15 protein-coding genes and 1 pseudogene are annotated in these 21,601 nt (G+C 70.8%); 12 read left to right on the top strand and 4 right to left on the bottom strand.

Features of this window, described 5'->3' with window-relative positions:
* Positions 1–7 precede the first annotated feature (7 nt).
* Both BKA14_RS17570 and BKA14_RS17565 read right to left on the bottom strand, forming a co-directional pair.
* On the bottom strand, positions 8–1,309 hold the full coding sequence (locus BKA14_RS17570) for an extracellular catalytic domain type 1 short-chain-length polyhydroxyalkanoate depolymerase (protein ID WP_184952015.1): 1,302 nt from the start codon (positions 1,307–1,309) through the stop codon (positions 8–10).
* 308 nt (positions 1,310–1,617) lie between these two features.
* Complete coding sequence (locus tag BKA14_RS17565; RefSeq protein WP_184952014.1) at positions 1,618–3,036, bottom strand: aromatic acid exporter family protein; 1,419 nt, start codon at positions 3,034–3,036, stop codon at positions 1,618–1,620.
* A gap of 216 nt (positions 3,037–3,252) precedes the next feature.
* Here BKA14_RS17565 and BKA14_RS17560 point away from each other — a divergent pair, with 216 nt between their 5' ends.
* Together BKA14_RS17560 and BKA14_RS17555 are read left to right on the top strand one after the other, a co-directional pair.
* On the top strand, positions 3,253–3,795 hold the full coding sequence (locus BKA14_RS17560) for an SRPBCC family protein (protein ID WP_184952013.1): 543 nt from the start codon (positions 3,253–3,255) through the stop codon (positions 3,793–3,795).
* The gene (locus BKA14_RS17555) at positions 3,792–4,967 is read left to right on the top strand and encodes a zinc-dependent alcohol dehydrogenase (RefSeq protein WP_184952012.1); all 1,176 of its coding nucleotides are present in this window, start codon (positions 3,792–3,794) and stop codon (positions 4,965–4,967) included. Before BKA14_RS17560 ends, BKA14_RS17555 begins: the two co-directional genes overlap by 4 nt.
* Before the next feature lie 58 nt (positions 4,968–5,025).
* Here BKA14_RS17555 and BKA14_RS17550 read toward each other — a convergent pair whose 3' ends face one another.
* The gene (locus BKA14_RS17550; RefSeq protein ID WP_184952011.1) at positions 5,026–6,132 is read right to left on the bottom strand and encodes a hypothetical protein; all 1,107 of its coding nucleotides are present in this window, start codon (positions 6,130–6,132) and stop codon (positions 5,026–5,028) included.
* Between the two features lie 190 nt (positions 6,133–6,322).
* On the opposite strand from BKA14_RS17550, the gene BKA14_RS17545 reads away from it, so the two are divergent.
* The 7 genes and pseudogenes from BKA14_RS17545 (at position 6,323) to BKA14_RS17515 (ending at position 15,780) form a co-directional block, all read left to right on the top strand.
* The gene (locus tag BKA14_RS17545; protein WP_184952010.1) at positions 6,323–6,508 is read left to right on the top strand and encodes a hypothetical protein; all 186 of its coding nucleotides are present in this window, start codon (positions 6,323–6,325) and stop codon (positions 6,506–6,508) included.
* A gap of 35 nt (positions 6,509–6,543) precedes the next feature.
* The gene (locus BKA14_RS17540) at positions 6,544–7,890 is read left to right on the top strand and encodes a polysaccharide biosynthesis protein (RefSeq protein ID WP_184952009.1); all 1,347 of its coding nucleotides are present in this window, start codon (positions 6,544–6,546) and stop codon (positions 7,888–7,890) included.
* 32 nt (positions 7,891–7,922) lie between these two features.
* Positions 7,923–9,452: a glycosyltransferase family 2 protein gene (locus tag BKA14_RS17535; RefSeq protein ID WP_184952008.1), complete on the top strand. Its 1,530-nt coding sequence runs from the start codon at positions 7,923–7,925 to the stop codon at positions 9,450–9,452.
* A 508-nt stretch (positions 9,453–9,960) separates the two neighbouring features.
* Positions 9,961–10,197 (top strand): annotated as a pseudogene (locus BKA14_RS45715) (IS5 family transposase); the annotation flags it as partial.
* A 177-nt stretch (positions 10,198–10,374) separates the two neighbouring features.
* The gene (locus BKA14_RS17525; RefSeq protein ID WP_184952007.1) at positions 10,375–10,770 is read left to right on the top strand and encodes an integrase core domain-containing protein; all 396 of its coding nucleotides are present in this window, start codon (positions 10,375–10,377) and stop codon (positions 10,768–10,770) included.
* A gap of 335 nt (positions 10,771–11,105) precedes the next feature.
* Entirely contained in the window at positions 11,106–15,317 is a 4,212-nt protein-coding gene (locus tag BKA14_RS44075) for an endonuclease toxin domain-containing protein (protein WP_184952006.1), read from the top strand.
* Between the two features lie 7 nt (positions 15,318–15,324).
* On the top strand, positions 15,325–15,780 hold the full coding sequence (locus BKA14_RS17515) for a hypothetical protein (RefSeq protein WP_184952005.1): 456 nt from the start codon (positions 15,325–15,327) through the stop codon (positions 15,778–15,780).
* Positions 15,781–15,785: 5 nt separating this feature from the next.
* On the opposite strand, the gene BKA14_RS17510 is transcribed toward BKA14_RS17515, so the two are convergent.
* Entirely contained in the window at positions 15,786–17,942 is a 2,157-nt protein-coding gene (locus BKA14_RS17510) for an MMPL family transporter (protein ID WP_184952004.1), read from the bottom strand.
* A gap of 175 nt (positions 17,943–18,117) precedes the next feature.
* Between BKA14_RS17510 and BKA14_RS17505 the strand changes: the two genes are divergently transcribed.
* The 3 genes from BKA14_RS17505 to BKA14_RS17495 all read left to right on the top strand — a co-directional run bounded on the left by BKA14_RS17505 (position 18,118) and on the right by BKA14_RS17495 (position 21,491).
* On the top strand, positions 18,118–19,272 hold the full coding sequence (locus BKA14_RS17505) for an amidohydrolase family protein (RefSeq protein ID WP_203722888.1): 1,155 nt from the start codon (positions 18,118–18,120) through the stop codon (positions 19,270–19,272).
* Positions 19,273–19,362: 90 nt separating this feature from the next.
* Entirely contained in the window at positions 19,363–20,046 is a 684-nt protein-coding gene (locus tag BKA14_RS17500) for a response regulator transcription factor (protein ID WP_184956800.1), read from the top strand.
* Between the two features lie 68 nt (positions 20,047–20,114).
* On the top strand, positions 20,115–21,491 hold the full coding sequence (locus BKA14_RS17495; RefSeq protein ID WP_239093641.1) for a HAMP domain-containing sensor histidine kinase: 1,377 nt from the start codon (positions 20,115–20,117) through the stop codon (positions 21,489–21,491).
* The last annotated feature ends 110 nt before the right edge of the window (positions 21,492–21,601 follow it).

Raw genomic sequence — 21,601 nt, 5'->3', positions numbered from 1 at the left:
GCCGGCGTCAGCCGGTGGTGCAGGCGGAGCCGTTGAGCGCGTACGCGGTGGGGGTGCCGTTGTTGCCGGAATGGCTGGCTTGGAAGCCAATCGTGGTCGACGCTCCGGGCGCCAGGCTGCTGTTGTAGCCGGCAGCGGTCGCGGTGACCCGTCCCGAGGCCGGTGCGTACGAGGCGTTCCAGCCGCCGGTGATGCTCTGGCCCGAGGGCAGGTCGAAGGCGAGCTGCCAGCCGTTGAGCGCGGCGTTACCGGTGTTGGTGATGGTGAGGTTCGCGGTCAGCCCGTTGGCCCAGGCGTTGACCGCGGCGGTGACCCGGCACGCCGAGGTCGCCGGTGGGGTCGTCGGGGGAGTGGTGGGCGGGGTCGTGGGGGGAGTGGTGGGCGTGGTCAGGCCGAAGAAGGCGACGGCGGCGGCGGCCATTCCGCTGCTGGGCAGGGAGTGCCCGGCGCCCTGAATGCTGTACGCCTCGATCTGCACCGTGCCCGTCGTGTCGGCCCAGCGGCGGCGGTTCCAGCCCGGCTGCGGGGTGTCGCTGGACGTGGGGGTCGTGCTCAGCCCGAAGACATTGGTCCACTGTTCGACCGATTCCTGCAGAAGCGAGTACGGCACGAGGGTGTCGCTGGTGCCGTGCCAGAGCTGGATCCGGGGGCGGGCGCCGCTGAAACCGGGGTTCACCTGACGGACGGCGTCACCCCACTGCTGAGGTGTGCGGTTCATGCTGCCGCCCGTGCACTGGCCACCCGGCGGGTAGTCGGCCGCGTTGGCGAAGCAGGTGAACGGCACACCCATGAAGGACGCGCCGGCCTTGAACAGGTCGGGGTAGAGGGCGAGCATGTGCTGAGTCATCATGCCGCCGGAGGAGCTGCCGGTGGCGTACACCCGGTTCTGGTCGCCGCCGTAACGCTGACCGGCGTAGGCCACCATCGAGGCGATCGAGACCGGGTCGCTGCCGCCGTTGCGTTGTTTGGAGGCCGCCGACCATGTGTCGAAGCACTTGCCGAAGCCGGCCTCCTGCATGGCCGACGGGTAGATCACGAGGAACCCGTACCGGTCGGCCAGCGAGGCGAACTCACTGCCCGAGTAGAAGCCGGGCCCGGATCCGCCGCAGCCGTGCATGGCGACCACGATCGCCGGGTTGGCCGGGCGGGAGTCCGGCACGTAGATGTGCATGCGCATGCCGCCCGGGTTGCTGCCGAAGCTGGTCACCTCGGTCAGCGAGGCCGCGAACGCCGCCCGGGGCGCCGCGACGGCGAGACCGGCCACGGCCAGAAGGGCAGCCAGGGCGTACAGACTTCCTTTGATCTTCATGCTCGTTACTCCTGGGGCAGGCTGGGCCCCGCGCAGGAATGCCATGCCCGCGCACGAGCCCAAGGGGAAAGACGGGATGCCGGCCGTGCACCGTGCCGTTGAGACGTGCGGGTGATCTGCCCTTTCCTCACCCGTACGGGCGCCCTGATCAGCGCCGACCGCCGTGCCACGGCCGTGTCGCGCACCGGCGGACGCGCGTCGTATGGCACTTAGCGTGCACCCGGAACGCAAAACTGTCAATCGACGGGTGCCAATGCCATTGCGTTCCGGCGCAGGGATCGGTCCGCTTCCTGCCTTGTTCACCGAGGTCACGGCTCGTGGGTGCCCCGTGGCCCCGGAGGCGTCGCGGTGTCCTCCCCGGCAGGGAATTGCGGGGTGGCCCGGGGCTCGACCGGCGGGCGGGCGCTGTCATCCCGCCGGCTGGGGCGGGCCGTGCGGGGGTCGGGATTGGCCAGATGGTCCGCCGCGGCGTCCACCATGCGGCGAACCGCCTGGCGGGAACGATCGGTGGCCAGCGGAAGGGCCTGCTCGGCGGCGCCCACCACACGTCGGGCCGCACGTCGCGGCCCTTCGGTCAGCGAGGGTGGGCGCCAGGGTTGAGCGGCCGGGCGGACCGCCGCCTCGATCTCGACCCGCAGCCGGTCCACCGCGGTCAGCAGCGCGCCGTGCTGCTGCCAGGCGGCGGCGTCGGCCCGGGGGTCCACCAGCAAGAGCCGGCTCAGCAGCTCTCGCCGCTGGTACAACTCCTCGAGCTGGTCGACCACCCGGGCGCGACTGATGTCGACCGGCTCAGCTCCCCGGGCGACGGCGGCCACGCCGTCCAGGGCTGCAGCGGCGGCGTCCAGCGTGTCGGCGAGAGCGACGCGGGCTGGTGCCGAGTACGCCTCGGCGTCGAGGTCCGGTGGCAGATAGAACGTCCGGTCGAACAGCTCACGGCACAGCGTCCGCACGACGATGGTGCAGTACTCGATCGCGGTGAGAGCCGTGCGCAGGCGCGGCTGCGCCACCCGGACCTCACCGCCGCGCGGATTGAGCACGGCGCTGCGCTCGGCCCGGACCAGCGAGTGGTCGGCTGCCAGGACGGTTGCGCTCAGACCGCGGGCTGCCGTGAGCCAGTCCTGCGCGGCCTCGCGCGACCATTCGGCGCGCAGTTGCGTGGCCAGCGAGCGCAGGAAGTCACCGAGCCGGGTGGCCAGGCCGGCCACCGCCGAGCCGGCGGACTCCACATGCACCGGAGGCACGATCGCGAAGTTGACCACGATACCGGCTGCCGTGCCGATCAGCGTCTCGTACACCCGGCCGGTCGCCGCCTGCGGCGCTGCGCCGCCGCCCACCGCGAGGATCAGCATCGCGCTGATCGGCACCTCCAAGGTGTGCGGCCCCAGCCGCAGAAGCTGCCCGAGGACGAGGCTCGCGGCCACCACGACCCCGAGGCTCCACCAGCTCAGCCCGGCGGCGGTGGCCAGCCCGACCGCGACCAGGACGCCGGCCAGCACACTCAGGACCCGCTGGAGCCCTTCGGTGACGGTCTGAAAGACGGTCACCTGCACCACCAGGATCGCGGTCAGCGGCGCGAGAATCGGAGACGGCGTGGTGTCGAGCAGATCGGCGGCCACATAGGCCAGGACGGCGGCCAGCGTGACCTTGGCGGTGCGGATCCCCGGAATGCGGCCCCAACGGGCCAGCGCCGCCTCCCACGGGCGGCGCAGCGAGGTGATCAGCCGCATCGCTCCTCCTCGTCGGCCACTTGGGCCTCGTCTGGCAGGTGCTGTCGGGGTGGCTGCCGGGGCGGACGGCCGAAATTCACCGTAGCGGTCGCATGCCGGTTTAGGCGATATCGCGGCGGGTAGCCGGTGCGCCGCACAGGCCCACCGTCCCCGGTGATTCGGGCCCGCCGGACCGGACGGGCGCGACGGAGCGGCTCCGGCCGTGGAGGAGGACACATGGATCTGACGGCAACGACGACCGTCCGCAAACCCGCGCCGGAGGTGTACGCGTTCTGGCGCGATCTGGAGAACCTGCCGACGTTCATGGCGCACCTGGAACAAGTCCGCGCCACCGGTGACCGGACGAGCCATTGGTCGGCCGCCGCGCCGTTCGGCAAGGACGTCGAATGGGACGCGGAGATCACTGAGGAGTCGCCGGGGGAGAGGATCGCCTGGCGTTCGACCGGTGACGCCGACGTGCCCAACGCGGGCACGGTCTCTTTCGTCCCAGCTCCTGACGGGGTGAGTACCGAGGTGTACGTGTCGCTGGTCTACGAGATTCCGGGCGGCTCGCTGGGCAAGGCGGTCGCGAAGTACTTCGGTGAGGAGCCGCATCAGCAGCTCGACGACGACCTGCGCCGGTTCAAGCAGGTGCTGGAGACCGGCGAGGTGGTCCGGTCCGACGGTGCTCCGTGGGGCAAGCGCGCCCGCAAGGAGTTCCCGCAGCGTCCGGCGCAACCCCTGTCGGACGCCGAGCTCGCGAAAGGGGCCGAGGCATGAGGGCGAACACGTGGTCGGGGCGTAACAAGGTCGAGGTCCGCGACGTACCTGACCCGAAGATCCTCAACAACCGCGACGCCATCGTACGGATCACCTCCACCGCCATCTGCGGCTCGGACCTGCACCTGGTCGACGGCTATGTGCCGACGATGCAGGACGGCGACATCCTGGGCCACGAGTTCATGGGCGAAGTGATCGAGGTCGGATCCGCGGTGCCCGGCGACAAGCTACGGGTCGGCGACCGGGTCGTCGTGCCGTTCCCCATCGCCTGCGGCGCGTGCGCCGCCTGCGCCGCCGAGCTCTACTCGTGCTGTGAGAACACCAATCCCAACGCGGGGATCGCGGAGAAGATGTTCGGCCACCCCGTCGCCGGGATCTTCGGCTATTCGCACCTGACCGGCGGATTCGCGGGTGGTCAGGCGCAGTACGCGCGGGTGCCGTTCGCCGACGTGGGCCCGCTCAGGATCGAATCCGACCTGACCGACGAGCAGGTGCTGTTCCTGTCCGACATCCTGCCCACCGGCTACATGGGCGCCGAGATGTGCGACATCCAGCCCAGTGACGTGGTGGCGGTGTGGGGCGCCGGCCCGGTCGGTCAGTTCGCCATGGACAGTGCCCGGGTGCTCGGCGCCGCGAAGGTCATCGCCATCGACAAGGAGCCGTACCGGCTGCAGATGGCCGAACAGGCCGGGCACATCCCGGTCAACTTCGACGAGGTCGACGTGCGCTCGAGGCTGCTCGAGCTGACCGGCGGGCGGGGACCCGACAAGTGCATCGACGCGGTCGGGCTGGAAGCCACCCACGGCAGTGCGCACATCGCCGCGTACGACCGGGTCAAGCAGGCCGTACGGTCGGAGACCGAGCGTCCGCACGCGCTGCGCCAGGCCATCATGTCGTGCCGCAGCGGCGGTGTGGTCTCGGTGATCGGCGTCTACGGCGGCCTGCTGGACAAGTTCCCGGCCGGGGCCTGGATGAACCGGTCGCTGACCCTGCGCACCGGGCAGTGCCACGTGCAGCGCTACATGAAACCGCTGCTGCAGCGCATCGAACGCGGCGAGATCGACCCGACTCGGATCATCACCCACACCCTGCCTCTCGACGAGGCCGAACGGGGCTTCGACATCTTCAAGAACAAGCAGGACAACTGTGAGAAGGTCGTCCTGAAACCTTGACGGGCAGCTCAGAACGGATCTTCTGCCGGAGCGCCGGGCTCGGTACGAGCCCGGCCGCTCAGAGCAGGGCGAAGTCCAGCCGGCGCGGCGGGGTGCCCTCCGTCGTCAGGGTGTTGTAGCCGAAATAGATCGTGCCGATGACGGTCGGGTAACGGCGGCAATAGAGTTCGGTGGTGGCGCGCAGTGCCTTTTCCTTCGCGTTCCGATCGGCCACCAGTCCCGCGACCTGATCCGGCATGTTTCCGTGCTGATACGTCAAGGTGTGAAATCCGTATTCGACGACGATCGGCGTGTCGCCGGACATCCGGACTGCCCGGTCCGCGATGGTCCGCAGGCGGGGCTCATTGATCAGAGCCGACGGGGCGTCGCCGGCGGCCCGCAGCCGGTCCGGCGGGTCGGGATAGCTGTAATTGGTCAGCACATATCCGTCCGCGCCGGCCGCGGAATAGGACGGTATGTCGTAGGAGCCGTCCCAGCCGTAGAACAAGCCCACATAGACGGGCAGGCCGGTCGCCGCCCGCACCGCGGCGACCAGATCGGCCGCATAGGTGACCTGTCGCGTCCGGGAGGTGGCAGAGTTCACCCCGCCGAGGCGCTGCTGCACCGCGGGGTCGTCGACCGGCATGTTGAGCATGATGTGCGTCACCCGTTCCCGGTTGCCCGGCGCCGCCGCGTGGGCCAGCAGGGTGCGGTGCGCGGCGACGACTCGGGCCACGTCCTGCGGGCTGAAGGCGAACGTGGCCGGGTCGTACGCCTCGACCCGCAGGGCGAGGCGCAGGTCCAGGTCGCGCAGGGCGGTGAACAGGCGGTCCAGGCGGCCGCCGGAAGCGTCCCAGTGCTCCAGGCCGTACACGTTCACGGTGTTGACGTGGTACTCGTCGCGCATCCGGCGCAGGGTGGCGACCATCTCCGGACCGTCCAGACCGGTCGCGTCCAGCGTCGCGCCTTGGACGAAGCGCTCCGGGGACGCCGGCACGGGGTAGGGGGTGAGGGCGCCGGGCGGACCGCCGCCGGACGGTGGGCAGCGGTCCGGGCCGGGCGGGCGCAGGGCCCACAGTGAACCGGCGAGCGCGAGCGTCACGGTGCCGGCGGCCAGCAGCACCCGCGACGCCGATGCGAAACGGGCGGGCTGCCTGCGTTCACCGGAATGTTCGACGTTTTTCATCACAGTGGACGAATACCTTCGCGATGGTGGGGCGCGTCACTCGTTTTTATATTGTGCCGCATTTTATTTGATCGAAACAATGCCTGGTCGGAAGGGTCGGAAACGAATCGTACGTCATCGTTTTACGCCAATGTAATATGCGTAGATCCTACGCTGTGCCGGTGCGATCGATCCGGATCGGAACACCTTTATGAGCGTAGGAGGCGCGATCATGTACGACAACTCGTCATCGCTTTCGCTGGCCGGCACCGGAGTCACCGTTCTCGGTCAGAGCGCCGGATTGCTGGTGCTGACCGTGGCCGGCCTGCTCTTCCTGGTGCTCGCCTGCGTGCTCGCGTTCGCCGAACGCCGATCCCGGCGCGATCCCGCAGCGTGATCCCGGAGGGCTGATCGATGGATCCGTTGCACCTGATGAGGCAGGTCGCGCCGCCGGGGCAGGCGACGCTGCCGGCCGCGACGGTCGACGCGCTCCGCGAGCTCACCGCCGAGCTGCTCGCGGCGCGGCCGGAGGCGCCGGCCGAGCACCGCCGATTCGCCGCGGTCCGGCACCGCGCGATCAGCCCGCCGGGGACGGTGGTCCCCGCCGTCGCCGGGCGTGTCGTGCTGGTCACCGGCGGCACCGGCTGCGTCGGCCGGCAACTGCTGCACCACCTGGCCGCGCTGCGCCCGGCCCGGCTGGTGAGCCTCGCCCACCTGCCGCCGGGCCGGCCGGTGCCGGGCGTGCGGTACGAGCTCGGCGACGTCCGCGACAGGGCACTCGTCCGCCGCGTGCTCGCCCACCACCGCCCGTCCCTCGTGTTCCACCTGGCCGCCCAGCGCGACCCCGGCCGGGCCGAGGCGCAACCGGCGGACGCGCTGGCCACCAACCTGATCGGCACCCGCAATGTGCTGGCCGAGGCCGAGCGGACCGGGGTGCGGCGGCTCGTCTACGCGTCCACCGGCAAAGCGATGCGGCCGTACACACCGGACGTCTACGCCGGCTCCAAGCGGCTCGGCGAGGGGCTGGTGGCCCGGGCCGCGGCCCGAGGCACGACGGCGTGCTCGGCTGTCCGCTTCACCCACGTGGTGGACAATTCGATCATCGCGCGGCGGCTGCGACTCTGGTGCGAGCGCGGCGACGTGGTGCGGCTGCACGCCGCGGACACGATGTTCTACGTCCAGTCCGCGCGGGAGTCGGCGCAACTGCTGCTCACCGCGCTGACCGCCCCGGCCGACGACGTGTACCGCATGTACACGATCCGCGACCTGGGCTGGCCGGTGAGCCTGCTCGACCTTGCCCTCGGCGTGATGGCGGCACAACAGAGCATCGTGCCGCTGTATGTCGCCGGCCCGGAACCCGGCTACGAACCCGCGGCTTATCCCGGGCTGTTCGACCCCCGCTACGCCGGCGGCATCAGCCCGCTGATCAACGCGCTCGAGGCGCCGTACGCCCGGCCCTCGACGTGCCCGGAGGTTGACGTGGTGACAGTGCCCCGGGCGGCGGCGGACTGGCCGGTGGAGGGACTGGCCGACCTCGACGACGCGTGCCGGACCGGCGACGCCGCCACCGCGCGCCGCCTGCACCGGCGGCTGTGCGCCCTGGCCCTGACCGCTGCGGCCGACGCGGCGGCACCCGCGACACTGCGGCGCGTCACCCGCCTCACCGAACCCCATCGCCCATCGATGCCGGTCGTTCATCGCCTCATCGACGACGCATTCCGTACGGCCCTGGCTCGGCACGACCCGGCCCGTGCGCTCGCGGCCCCGACGGCAGCCTGAGCGTCACCCCCTTGCACCCGAGAGGTACCCCCGTGTCCAAATCACCGCGCGTCTACCTGATCATTCTGGGCACCTGGGCCGCCCTCCTGGCCCTGCTGGTGCCCACCTCTTACCACCAGGCCGCCCAGGCGGCAGACGCCGGCTGGCCGGTGCTCACACTGGTCGTGGCGAGCGCCGTCTTCATCGCGTATTTCTGGCTGAACGGCACCAAAGACATCGTCTACACGCTCTATTACCACCTGGTGGCGGCGCGGCGGGCCAGTCCGGTGCCGCGCCGGCCCGCCGGTGCGCCGCCACGCGTCGTGCTCGTGTACTGCACCTGTAACGACTTCTCCGCGGACAGCCTGGCCCGCAGCATGCGGCAGCGGTACGACAACACCGAAGTGGTGATCCTCGACGACTCCACCAAACCGGAATACCTGGCGATGGTCGACGCCTTCGCGGCCGAACACGGGGTCCGGGTGGTGCGCCGCGCCGACCGCGCCGGCTTCAAGGCCGGCAATCTCAACAACTACCTGCGTACGGCCGAGTTCGACTACTTCGTCATCCTGGACAGCGACGAGATCATCCCGCCCGGATACGTCGACCGCAGCCTCGACTACTTCGCCCACTACGGCAACGCAGGCATCGTGCAGGCCAACCACGTGGCCACCCGCAACCGCAACGCGTTCATGCGGATGTTCTCCATCGGCGTGGACTCGCACTGGGTGGCGTACCAGACCGTCAAGGATCGGTACGGCTTCCTGTCCCTGCTCGGGCACGGCGCGATGGTCAGCCGGACCTGCTACGTCGCGGCCGGCGGCTTCCCGCACGTGGTTGCGGAGGACCTGTGCTTCTCCATCGCGGCCCGGGACGCCGGGCTGCTCACCGTGTTCGCTGCTGACGTGATCTGCGAGGAGGAGTACCCGGTCGACTATCTGGCGTTCAAGAAACGGCACTCCAAATGGACGCAGGGCAACATGGAGTTCATCAAGCGCTACACCGCTGTGATCCTGCGCTCCCGGATGACCTGGTTCGAGAAGCTGGACATCGTCCTGTTCACCTACAATCTGCCGCTCACCGCGATCTTCTCGCTGTACGTGGTGCTGCACGTGATCGCGCTGCCACTGCTCGGTTACCAGATCGTCTTCCCCCTGTGGATGCTGCTGCCGACCGCGGTCTTCCTCCTCGCGCCGATGCTCAACGACATCGTCTTCCACTGGCGCACCATGTCCGGCCGGCGGCTGATCTGGTACACGTTGCACACCATGCTGCTGTACGGCTCGATGTTGTTCATCAGCATCCGGTCGTCGGTGACCTCCGCGTTCGGCAAATCGGTCTTCCTGGTCACGCCCAAAGAGGACCAGCACGTCTCGCTGCGGCAGGCACTGGTCGCCAACCGCAGCGAAATCGTCTTCGGGGTGGCGCTGCTGGCCATCTCCCTGATCCTGGTGGGCAGCGCGCTGCCGGTGCTGTTGATCGCCGTGCCCGCGGTGTTCTGCACGTACCTGGCGCTCAAGCACAACCGGCCGCAGCCGGGGGCCCCGGCCGATGCTCCGGTGCCGGAGCGACCGCCAGCCTGACTCGGCCCTGGGAGTCGGTCCCCGCTCCGGACGGTGGGAGCGGGCCGCCGTGGCCGGGCGGGACGGCTGTCTCGATTCCGTCCCCGGCGGCTGTGCCTGGCCCCGTGTCCGCCCGGCCAGGCGCTGACAGGGGGCCGAGACCAAGTGCGGCGCAGGGCGCTGACGCGCGCCAAGTCGTTCCCGGCCCGCAGCAGTCCCTTGACCGTGGAGACCGACCGGCGCAGGAGCCGGGTGTCCGGCCCGCTCCGACAGGGCGGCGAGGGCGCGTTGTGAGAAAGTTGGATTGCCGGTGAGGCCACGGCGTGGCGGTGATCGATAACAGAAGAGGTCTCCGGTACTTGGTGCAACGACCAAGAAGCACCATCCACCGGAGACCTCGTGGCCACCCTGGCGGTGACGAGGCGGCACGACGTCACCGACGCGCAAGGGGCGGCCCTCGTCCCGTTGCTGCCTGCGCCGCCGACCAGAGGCCGTCCGCCGGAATGGACCAGACGGCGACTCATCGACGAGCAAGACCGACCAGGACGCCCACCGCAAAGCCCCAGGATCCCAAGGCGGGCGGCCACCCGGTTTCGATCCGCTCGTCTCCCGCCGGCGCCCCGCCGTCGAGTGCGGCATCAACCGACTGAAACGCCACCGCGGCGTCGCCACCCCATACGACCAACTCGCCGTCCGCTACCAAGCCGTCCTGACCATCAGCCGTCCCACGTTCTACAAATGGCTGCGCCGCTACCAGGACGAGGGCCTGGCCGGCCTGCGGGACCGTTCCAGCGCCCCGCACCACAGCCCGAACGCCACCCACGCCGACATCGTCAACAAGATCGCCGACCGGCAAAGCCCCACTCACCGGCCGGCTACCCGAACAGCGCCGACGCGCGAAGTACTACCAGTTCACCGGGATCGACGACTGCCCCGGCTACGCGTGCTGCGCATCTGCCCGCGCTGCGATCAGAAGACTGCGATCCAGTTCCTGGACCCCGTCCTCGAGCGCCTGCCCTTTCGGGTCGAAGTCATCCAGACCGACAACGGCGCCGAGTTCCGAACCGAGTTCCACTGGCACGTGCTCGACAAAGGCATCGCGCACACCTACATCGAACCCGCATCACCGCACCTCAACGGCAAGGTCGAGCGCTCACACCGCATCGACGCCGAAGAGTTCTGCCGCATGCTGGCCGGCGTCGTCATCGACGACACCGGCGTCTTCAACAACAAGCTGCGCGAATGGGAGGACTACTACAACTACCATCGCCCGCACGGCGCCGTCGCCGGCCAAACCCCCTACGAACGCCTCATGCAGAAGACTCAGACCCAGTTGTAAGCGACCTTCGGCAGTTGCACACCTAGCTCGGTGCCGAAGGAACGGATGTCCGGCTGCGGGTCGCAGAAGCCGACCGTGAGCTGCCACAGGCGATGTGCGGGCCGCCGATGTGCGGGTGAACGAACCCGGGGTAGAACGCCGAGTCCCGCTCGTGTTTAGATACGCGTCGCATCGGAGTCCGTCGACGTCTGGCGGCTCACCACGGGGGATTCATATGGACATCAAAAGACCATCACGCGGGTCCGGCCCTATCCAGGCCGTCTGACCACACCTGTTCCGACACCTGTGCGCGCCCGCGCCCGGGTGTTCTCGCCTGCATCCGGAATGGATTTCGCGTGACGATCCTGACGCGCCTGCGCGCGCTGACAACGGCCTCGCTGACCGCCCTCATCCTGCTCCCCGTCCTGCACGCCCCACCGGCCGCAGCGGCGCCACCGGTGACCGCCGCCCGTGAGCCTGTCGAGGTCACGATCCCGCCGCTGGTCACCGAGCAGTGGAACGGCACGTCCGGCGTCGACCAGAACGCCGAGCGGTGGCGTAAGGCCGTGTCCGACGTGGCCCAGCTGTCGCCCGAGCCGGAGGTCCGCGACGCCGCGCTGGCCGCGCTGGCCAGTGCCGACCCGGCGGCCATCATGAGGTTCGCGACGGTCGACAAGCCGGCGCTGGAGAAGCAGATCGCCGCCCGCAAGAAGCAGGAGGCGGCGGACAACCTGGCTCGGATCACGGCGATGAAGGGCACCGGCACGCCCGGTGGCTACTTCAACGCGGAGGTCGAGCGGGTGCTCAAGGGCACCGACTCCGACCGGGCGCAGTTCCTGGCGTACGGCGCCGACATCGCTCGGCAGCGCGACGAGAAGGTGGCGTCAAACGCGCGGGAGCGGGCGGCCCAACTGCGCGAGCGCGTACGGCTGCTCGCCGCCGCCGCGCCCGCCGAGTCCCACGTCAAGGCTGCGGCTGAGCAGGCGCTGGCCGGTGACGACGCGGCGGTGGCGGCGTTCCTGGCGACCGGCTATCTGGCCGCGGCCAAGGCCGACGCCGCCGAGCGTGAGCAGTATTTGAAGGACCTGGAGGCACGCAACAAGGCCGCCGAGGAGCTGACCGACCTGGCCCAGCGGGCCAAGCGCGCGTCCGAGGCGCGGACCCGGCTGCTGGCCGCGCACGGCGACGCGGTCCGCGCGTTGCAGCGGGCGGCCAACGCCATGGGCGGCGCCGCCAACGCGGCCCGGCACGCCGAGCGGGTGCTGACCGCGGGCGCCGGCTCCCCGGCGTCCAAGGCGGTCGAGCTGAACGCGGCCAAGACGCAGACCGCCAACGAACTACGGGCCGCTCAGCTGGCCGCGTCGCAAGCGAGCGCGGCGGCCGCGATCGCCACCACGGCGGCCGACGACCTGGTCGACACCGGTCTGACGTACGGGGCCGAGTGGTCGCTGATCGTCAACGGCATGTCCGCGGCGTCCGCCGCCGCGGTCGGCGCCACCGAGACCGCGCTGAACGCCATCGACGCCACGATCGCCACCAACAACGCGCAGGACGCGCAGGCCAAGGCCGAGGCGCACGCCAAGCAGGCCGAGAAGTGGCGCAAGCTGGCCGCCGATCACGCCGCCGCGGCCGAGAAACTCGCTGCGGCCGCCGCCAAGCAGGCCGCCGCGGCCAAGACCGCCGCGGCGCGGGCCAAAACCGCTCGTGAGCAGGCTCAGGCGGCCGAGGCCGAGGCCTGGCGGCAGGCCGAGGCGACCCGCCGGCACCGGGAGACGGCGGAGGCGCAGGCGGCCGAGGCCAAGCGGCAGCGGCAGATCGCCGAGGCCGAGCGGGCGAACGCGGCCGCGCACCGGGCCGAGGCCGAGCGGCACGCGGCCGCCGCGGCGAGCGCCCGCGCGAACGCCGACGCTCAGGCCGCCGTCGCCCGCGGCGCGCGGGGCCGCGCCGAGGCGGCCGAGGCCGCGGCCGCCGGCGCCGACACCCGCGCCTGGGAGCAGGAGGGTCTGGCCCGCCGGGCCCGCGACGAGGCCAACGCGGCCGAACGGGCCGAGCAGACGGCCAAGGCGAAGCAGGCCGCGCTGCGGGCCGGCGTGGCCAACGCGCGGACCGAGGCCGAGCGGCAGGAGGCGCAGCGGCAGGCCGACGAGGCGGACCGGCAGGCCGGGACGGCCGGCACCGCGGCCCGGTCGGCCCGGTCCTCGGCCCACAGCGCCACCGCCTCCGCCGCGAACGCGCGGTCGGCGGCCACCCAGGCCCAAGCCGCCGCCGACCGCGCGTGGGTCGCCTCGCAGCGGGCGGAGGCCGCCGCGGCCGCCGCCGACGCCGCGGCCGACCAGGCGGAATCGACCGCGCGGGCGACGCACGCGGCCCGGCTGCGGGCCGATGCCAAGGCCGCCGAGGCCACCGCTCAGGAGGTGCGCGCCGCCCGGGCGGCGGACGCCGCGACCCGGCTCTCCGAGCAGGCGGCCGAGGAGTCGCTGCGGGCCCAGTGGTCAGCCGACCGCACCAAGGCCGAGGCCGAGGCGGCCACCACCGAGTCGGTCGCCGCGTCGCACCAGGCCGAGATCGCGGTCACCGCGGCGTCCGCGGCCCGGCAGTCGGCGACCGGCATCGCCGCGCCGGCCGACACGGCGATCGGCATGGTGTCGCCGTTCAGCGGGGCCGACATCGACGCCGACTTCGTGCGTGAGGTGGCCGAGCAGGCGCTGACCATCGGCCAGGAGCAGGCGGACGCGGCGCAGGCCCGGGCGGCCGAGGCGCTGACCGCGGCCGAGCGGGCCGAGGACGCCGCGAAAACGGCGAACGACCAGGTCAAGCCGGCCTACCTGTCCGCCGCCCAGGCGGCGCGGGCGGCCGCCGACGCGGCCCGGTCGGCCGCCGAGGCCCGCCAGGCGGCGGCCCGGGCGGCCGCCGACGGCGCTCGGGCCCGGGAGGCCGCGGCCGGCGCGGGCCGGGCCGACGCGCAGGCCCGGGCGGATGCCGCCGCGGCCCGCCGGGCGGCCAACGAGGCCGCGAACGACGCCGCCATCGCGGGCAAGGCCGCCGCCGCGGCTCAGGCCGACGCGAACGCGGCGAACAGCGCGGCGTCGGCCGCCGAACGCGACGCCGCCGCAGCCCGCGGCGCCGCCGACCGGGCCGAGGCCGACGCGTCCGCGGCCCGCGGCGCCGCCGACCGCGCCCAGGAGCACGCGGACAGCGCCGCGACCGCAGCGGCGAACGCGCTCAAGTGGGCGGTCGAGGCGCAGCAGGCCGCCGAGCGGGCCGAGGAAGCCGACCGCAAGAAGGCCGCGCAGGCCCTCGCCGATGCGGCGTCGGCGCCGCCGGGCCCGGTCGACCCCGATCTGCTGCCCCACCTGACGCCGGAGCAGCAGGCGGAGCTGAAGCAGGCGATCGCCGACGCCGGGATGAACGTGCTCGACTTCATCAAGGAGAACGCCTGGCAGCTGTTCCTCGACCTGTCCGGGGTCGGCGACATCTACTCCTGCATCGCCGAGGGCAACATCGAGGCCTGCCTGTGGAGCCTCGCCGGGCTGCTGCCGGCCAGCAAGATGGTCGGCATCGCGGCCGATCTCGTGAAGCTGATGCCGAAACTGCTCAAGTTCCTCGACAAGGTGCGCGACGGCCGCAAGCGCCGCGACGAGTTGCAGGAGCTCGCCGAGCGCCGCAAGCGGGAGGCCGGCGCGTCCTGCCCGATCCCGCCGCGGCCGAGCAGCTTCCTGCCGGGGACCCCGGTGCTGCTGGCCGACGGGGGCACCCGGGCCATCGAGAAGCTGGCTGTCGGCGACGAGGTGCTGGCCACCGACCCCGTCACCGGGTTCACCGGGCCGCGCAAGGTCACCCACCTGATCAGCAGCGCCGGCGTGAAGCGGCTGGTCGACATCACGGTGGACAACGGTGACCGCGGCGGTGTCCTGACCGCGACCCACAACCACCCGTTCTGGGTCCCCGAGCTCGCCGAGTGGGTGCGGGCCGCCGAGCTGCAGGCCGGGCAGTGGCTGCGAACCGGCACGGGCACGTCGGTGCAGATCTCCGCGGTGCGCGAACGGGTGGAGATCACCCGTGTGCACAACCTGACCGTCGCGCGGACCCACACCTACTACGCGGTGGCGGGCCGCTCGCCGGTCCTGGTGCACAACCTGGACTGCGAGTTCGAGTCCCCCGAGGAGATCACCGGCCTCAACGAGCGGTGGGCCCTCGACGACCGGATGAAGATCGAGCAGCGGCTGGGCGGCAACCTGCCCGACCGCTTCCCCTACATCGACTCCTGGGACGAGGCGTCCGGCGCCGCGACCAGCATCAAGTCGATCGACGCCCGGGCCGACACCTACAAGATCTCCAACTCGGCGATCACCTCGACCGGCAAGAAGCAGGTCGAGGACATGGTGAACTTCCGGCGCAACGGGGCGACCCAGGGCTCGACCACCATCACGAGGGACATGGTCAAGTCCTTCAACCTGAAGATCGCCGTACGGGCCGACTCCACGCCCGCGCAGGTCGAGGCGTACAAGAAAATCGTCGCTTACGGCAAGGAGAAGGGGATCAACGTGACCATCCATCCGATCGCATAATGGTCCGATGCTGAGGACCGAGTACGACTCGTACGCCGCGCTGGTGACCCGGGTCGGCGACACCGCCGGCCCGAGCCCGGACGGGCGGGTGCAGGCGCTGGCCCAGGGGGTCCGGGTGCTGCCGGTCACCGACGACGCGCGGGACGCCGCCGGCGCCGCCCTGGCCGACGATCCGGACCTCGCCGCCGACGCGAACAACCTGGTCCAGCTCACGATCCGGCACATGCGGGCAGGCGAGGAGTTCGTGGCCCGCTGCTGCTACGTCGAGGCCGACCGGCACCAGCAGTCGTACGTGTGGCAGGAGAACGGGGTGAAGCGTGGCCTCGACGTCACCGCAGAGGACGGACGGCCGGGGCCGGAGCGCGCGCTGAACGTCGCGCTCCGGCTGCTCGGAGTGGATCGCGGCGACCATCCCGACGAGGCGACCGCGGTCGGGCTCGACACCACCTGGGGGCCGGCGTGACCCGTTCACCGTGGCCGCGCGGGCTCCTTGTCTCCGGCCCGTGAGTGCCGCCCCGCCGGGGGCGCCTGCGCCGCGGGCCGGGACAGCCGGCTCGGCCACCAGATCCGCCGGCCGATCAGCAGGGTGAGGGCGGGCACCAGGACCGACCGCACGAGCAGGGCGTCGAGCAGCACGCCGAAGGCGACCAGGAACCCGACCTCGACCAACATCACCAGCGGAAGTGAGACGAGGACCGCGAACGTGGCCGCCAGGACCAGCCCGGCCGAGGTGATGACGCCACCGGTGGCGGAGAGGGCTTTGCGCATGCCGTCCCTGGTACCGAGACGTGCGGTCTCCTCCCGGGCCCGGCTGGTCAGGAAGATGTTGTAGTCGACGCCGAGCGCCACGAGGAACAGGAAGGCCAGCAGCGGCACCGCATAGTCGATGCCCTGGAAGCCGAGCACGGTGTCGAAGACGAACACGCTGCCGCCGAAGGCTGCGGCGAACGAGACGATCACCGTCGCCATCAGGACCAGCGGGGCCACGATCGCGCGCAGCAGCAGCCCGAGGACGATCAGGACCACGGCCAGCACCAGCGGGATCACCAGCTTCTCGTCGCGGCCGGTGGTGACTTCGGTGTCGAGGTTCTCCGCGCTCGGCCCGCCGACGATGGCCTCCGCCCCGCTGACCGCGTGCACCGCGGCGCGCACGCGCTTGATGGTGTCGTACTCGGCGGGGGTGTCCGGAGCGTCGGCCGGGTACACGGAGATGTCGGTCCAGCCCTGGACGGTCTGGCCCGGTTCGGTCTGCGCCACGCCGGGAGTGCGCTTGACGACGTCGAGGATCTGCTTCTCGTACGCCGGTCGCGTGTAGACGGTCATCGGCTGCCCGCCGAGCTCAGGGAAGTTCTGGCGCAGAACGGTGAAGCCGGTGACCGACTCCGGCGGGGACAGGAACTGGTCCTGCTCCCGCAGGGCGCCCGTGTTGCCCGTGAGCCCGATGCAGAGCACGGCGAGGATGCCGAACGAGCCGAGCGTCGCCATCCACCGGCGGCGGTCGATGGCGGCGCCGAGCCGTCCCCACAGCCCCGGCTTCGCCTGTACGGCCGTGCTGAACCGCGGGATGGCCGGCCAGAAGATCCGGCGGCCGAGCACCACCAGCACCGCGGGGAACAGGGTCAGCATGGCCACCAGGGCGCACAGGATGCCGGCCGCGCCGATCGGGCCGAGCCCGCTGATGCTGTTCAGGTCCGCGGCGAGCAGGCAGAGCAGGCCCGCGACCACGGTGGCGGCGGACGCGATGATGGCCGGCGCGGCACCACGCAGCGCGTGGACCATCGCCACCCGGACGTTCTCGTAGTGGTGCAGTGTCTCCCGATATCGGGCGATGAGCAGCAGCGCGTAGTCGGTGCCGACGCCGAACACCAGGATGGTCAGCAGCGCCGAGTTCTGGTTGTCGACCACGATGCCGAAGCCCTTGACGAGCAGGTAGACGGTCGCCATCGAGGTCAGCGCGGCCACGCCCACGACCACCAGCGGGACGAACCACAACACCGGGCTGCGGTAGGTGAGGATCAGCAGGATCGTGACGACGATGACGGTGGTGAGGAAGACCTGCAGGTCGATCCCGTCGAAGACGGCGTCCAGGTCGCCGTCGATCGCGGCCGGGCCGGTCACCTCGAGTTCCAGGCCGGTGGGCCGGTCCTTCGCGGCGTCACGCAACGGGCCGACGAGCTCCTCCGGCGGACCGTAGCTGGTGCTCAGGTCGAGGGCGAACATCATCGCGTTGCCGTTGGTGGACGGCCTGATCGCGGGACCGTCGTCATCCTCCTCGCCGCCGGTTGCCGTCTTCGGCGGGTACTTCTTGGCCAGGGTGTCGTAGTGGCGTTCCACCGTGGCGCGGTCGGCGTAGGTCAAGCGGCCGGCGCGGTGGTACACGAAGACGAAGGTGTTGTCCTCCGCGCCGGGAAGGCTTTCCTCCAGCACCGCCACCTTGGTGGACTCGGCACTGGCGGGCAGGGCGTCCACGGCCTTGTCGGTGGTGACCGAGCTCAGCTTTCCGCTCAACGGCACCATGACCGCCGCCAGGGCCACCCACAAGCCGATCACCAGCCACGGCAGCCACCGGCCGGCCGCCCGGCCGGGCGGCGCGTCCTGGGTCGTCGGCGCTACGTCGACTGTCATCGATCCTCCTGAGCGATTGGTTGTCCGAGGCCGACTTCGTACCGAGTGATTCTGAGACGATCATTAATGTTGCGCCCTGAGCAGCGTATTAATGATCGTCTCAGATTCGCCAGGTACGAAGTCGGCGTCAGACAAGCGAGGCAATCCGTCGACAGGAGAGACTGATATGAAGCCCATGGGACGCCGCAGCTTCTTGGCCGCCGCCACGGCACTCGGCATCGGCGCCGGCGTGTCCTCGCATGCCATTACCGCGGCCGCGAGCGACACCAAGAAGACTCCGGACCAGGCTCCGGAACAGAATGCGGACAGGACCGCGGAAATTTACCAGCGAGACCGGGATCTGCCCTTCATCGGCACGGAGGAGACCTTCTCGACTCCCGCGTTGCTGAAGCTGAACTCCATCAACAAGGATCACATCGCGTTCCTCGAGGAAATCGGCCTGGCCGATCTGGGCCGACGCCGCATCGACGACATGGACGCGGGGGGACTCAACGTTCAAGTTCTCTCCGCTCATACGCCGTCGGTTCAGAATGTCCCGGGGCGCAGGGGCATCGACCTGGCCTACCGTCTCAACCGGCAGCTGGTGACCGGGCCCATCGCCAAGTATCCGGGCCGCTTCAAGGCCTTCGCCACCTTGCCCCTGCAGAGCCCGGAGGCGGCGGCGGACGAACTGGAGCGCTCGGTTTCCGAGGACGGCTTCTTGGGGGCGCTGACCAACGGGCACATCACGAAGAAGTACCTCGATCATCCCGATTTCGAGCCCGTGCTGGCCCGTGCCGTTGCTCTCGACGTGCCGATCTACCTGCATCCCGGCTATCCGGCGGACGAGATCTTCAAAATTCTTTACAGCACCACGCGGACGCAATACACCAAAGAGTTCCAGCCCTACATTTTCAGCGGGTCCGGATACGGCTGGCACCAGGAGGTGCTGACCCAGTGCATTCGGATGATCACGTACGGGGTCTTCGACCGATTCCCCAAACTGAAAATCATCATCGGTCACATGGGTGAGGGTCTTCCCTTCTACTACGACCGGATCGTCAATGACATGGGCGAGCCGACCGAAGGCTCGCTCAAGAAACCCTTCGGGCAGTACTTCCAGGACAACTTCTGGGTCACCACGAGCGCATTTCCCCAGACCGAGCTGCTCGAGCTCCTGCTGAGGCACATCAGCGTGGATCGGGTGATGTTCGCAACCGACTACCCGTTCGCGGACATCAAGGCGCAGACCGACTGGTTCCGTGGAGTCGACTTGCCGCGCGAGGACAAGGAGAAGATCGCGTACCGAAACGCGGAGAAGCTGTTCCGGACGAAGGTGCTCGTGAAGTGACACGTTGGCGTCTCTAATACTGGCCTCAGGTTGATCGGGGAGGATGAGCGTCGAGGCGTCGGTGGAAGGGGTGGGGCCGCAGTGCGCATCATGATCGCGGACGACGAGGCGGCCATCCGTGAGTCGCTGGAGCGGGTGCTCCAGGTCGAGGGCTATGACACCAGCACGGTGGCCAACGGTCTCGCCGTGCTCGACGGGGTCGAGGGCGCGGGGGGTGACACGTTGGATCTGTTGATCCTGGACGTGATGATGCCCCGTCTCGGCGGCCTGGAGACCTGCCGGCGGTTGCGGGCGGCGGGCCGGGATCTTCCGGTGCTCATGCTGACCGCCCGCGACCAGGTCTCCGACCGGGTCGCGGGGCTGGATGCGGGCGCCGACGACTATCTGCCCAAGCCGTTCGCCACCGAGGAGCTGCTGGCCCGGGTGCGGGCCCTGCTGCGTCGGCGCGCGCCGGCCGGCGAGCAGTCGCCGGTCCTGTCGTTCGCCGACGTGCGCATCGATCCCGACCGGTTCGAGGCGTGGCGTGGCGGGCGGCCGCTGCGCCTGACCCGGACCGAGTTCTCCCTCCTGCAGGTGCTCGTACGCAACGCGACCCGCGTGCTGACCCGCGACGCGCTGTTCGAGGCGATCTGGGGCTTCGACATGAGCACCACCGACAACAACCTGCAGGTGTACGTGAGCTATCTGCGCCGCAAGATGGAGGCCGAGGGTGAGCCGCGGTTGATCTACACGCTGCGCGGGCTCGGCTACACGTTGCGGGAGACTCCTCCGTGAGCGGGGCCGGGGGCCGGGAGCCGCGCCCGCTGACCCGGTGGTGGCGCGGGCGATCCCTGCGGACCAGGATGACGGTGATCGCGGCGACCGCCATCGCGGTCAGCGTGTTCGTGTCCTTCCAGGTGGCCAGCGAGCTGATGAATCGCAAGCTGCTGGACACCGCCGAGGATCAGCTGCACGCCGACTCCCGCGTTCTGGCCACCAATGCGGAGCGCGCCGGTCTGGCGCAGGTCCCGCTGCCGCCGTACCCGGGATCCGGCCGGCTGGTGCGGGTCATCCTGCCCGACGGCTCGACCCGGACGCCGGCCGGCCAGCCCGAGCTACCCCCGGTCAGTGAGCAGGCCGGGCGTGTAGCGGAGGGCGCGTCGACCGATCTGCTGGAGTCGGCCGACTGGGATGACGGCTACCGCGTCTACACGCTGCGGACGGGCGACGGCGCGGTCCAGGTGGCCGACCTCGCCGACGACAGCCCGATCAACGAGTTCGGGTTCGGCATGCTGGTGATCGGGCTGCTCTGCGTGGCCGGCGGCGCCCTGGTGGGGCGGACCGTGGCGCGGGCCGCGCTGGCACCGATCGACCGGCTGACCGCCGCCGCGGTGCGTGTCGCGGACACCCGGGATCTCGACGCCGACATTCCGGACGAGGGCGGTGGGGAGATCCGGCAGCTGATCCAGTCGATCAACGACATGCTCGCCGCGCTGCGGGAGTCCCGGCAGGCTCAGCGGCTGCTCGCCGAGGATGCCTCCCACGAGCTCAAGACCCCGCTCACCAGCCTGCGCCTCAACGTCGAGCTGCTGATCCGGCTCGATCGGCGCGGCACCCTGGACAGCGCGCTGCCGGCGGAGAGCCGGACCCGGCTGCTGCACGATCTCGGCGCCCAGGTGGCCGAGTTGAGCACGCTGGCCGCCGAGCTGACCGAGGTGGCCCGCGGTGACGTCAGCGACGAGAGCACCGAGCTGATCGACTTCGCCGACGTGGTGGTGGCCGCCGCGACCCGCGCCCGTTCGCGCATGCCCGACATCGAGGTCGCGCTCGATGTGAGCTCCGTGTGGGTGACCGGGCGTCCCGCCGCGCTGCAGCGGGCTGTGCTCAACCTCGTCGACAACGCCGGCAAGTGGTCTCCCGCGGACCAGCCGGTCCAGGTCCGGCTCCGTGCCGCCGGCGCGTCGGCGGTGCTCGAGGTCGACGACGCCGGACCGGGCATCGACGCCGCCGACGCGCCGCGGGTGTTCGACCGGTTCTACCGGGCCGACAGCGCCCGGGCGTTGCCGGGGTCCGGCCTCGGGCTGTCGATCGTGCAGCGGGTCGTGGACGCCCACGGCGGCCGGGTTACCGTCGCCCGCTCCACCCGCGGTGGCGCGCTGCTGCGGGTCAGCCTTCCGGCCGCGTCCGCGCCTACCGCGAGCGCAGGGTTCGCCGCCGGGAAGGACACCGCGGCGCGCTGACGCCCCGGCGGGCCTGCTCGGCCTGATCTTCGTACGGCGGGGAGGGCCGCCCGCCGCTGGTGCCCTCGGTCGTTCGTCATCAGCCGGTCGGACACATCGGCGTACCTCAA

This window comes from Paractinoplanes abujensis (genome assembly GCF_014204895.1).
Taxonomy (GTDB): Bacteria; Actinomycetota; Actinomycetes; order Mycobacteriales; family Micromonosporaceae; genus Actinoplanes; species Actinoplanes abujensis.
This window is presented reverse-complemented; position numbering and strand designations above follow the sequence as displayed.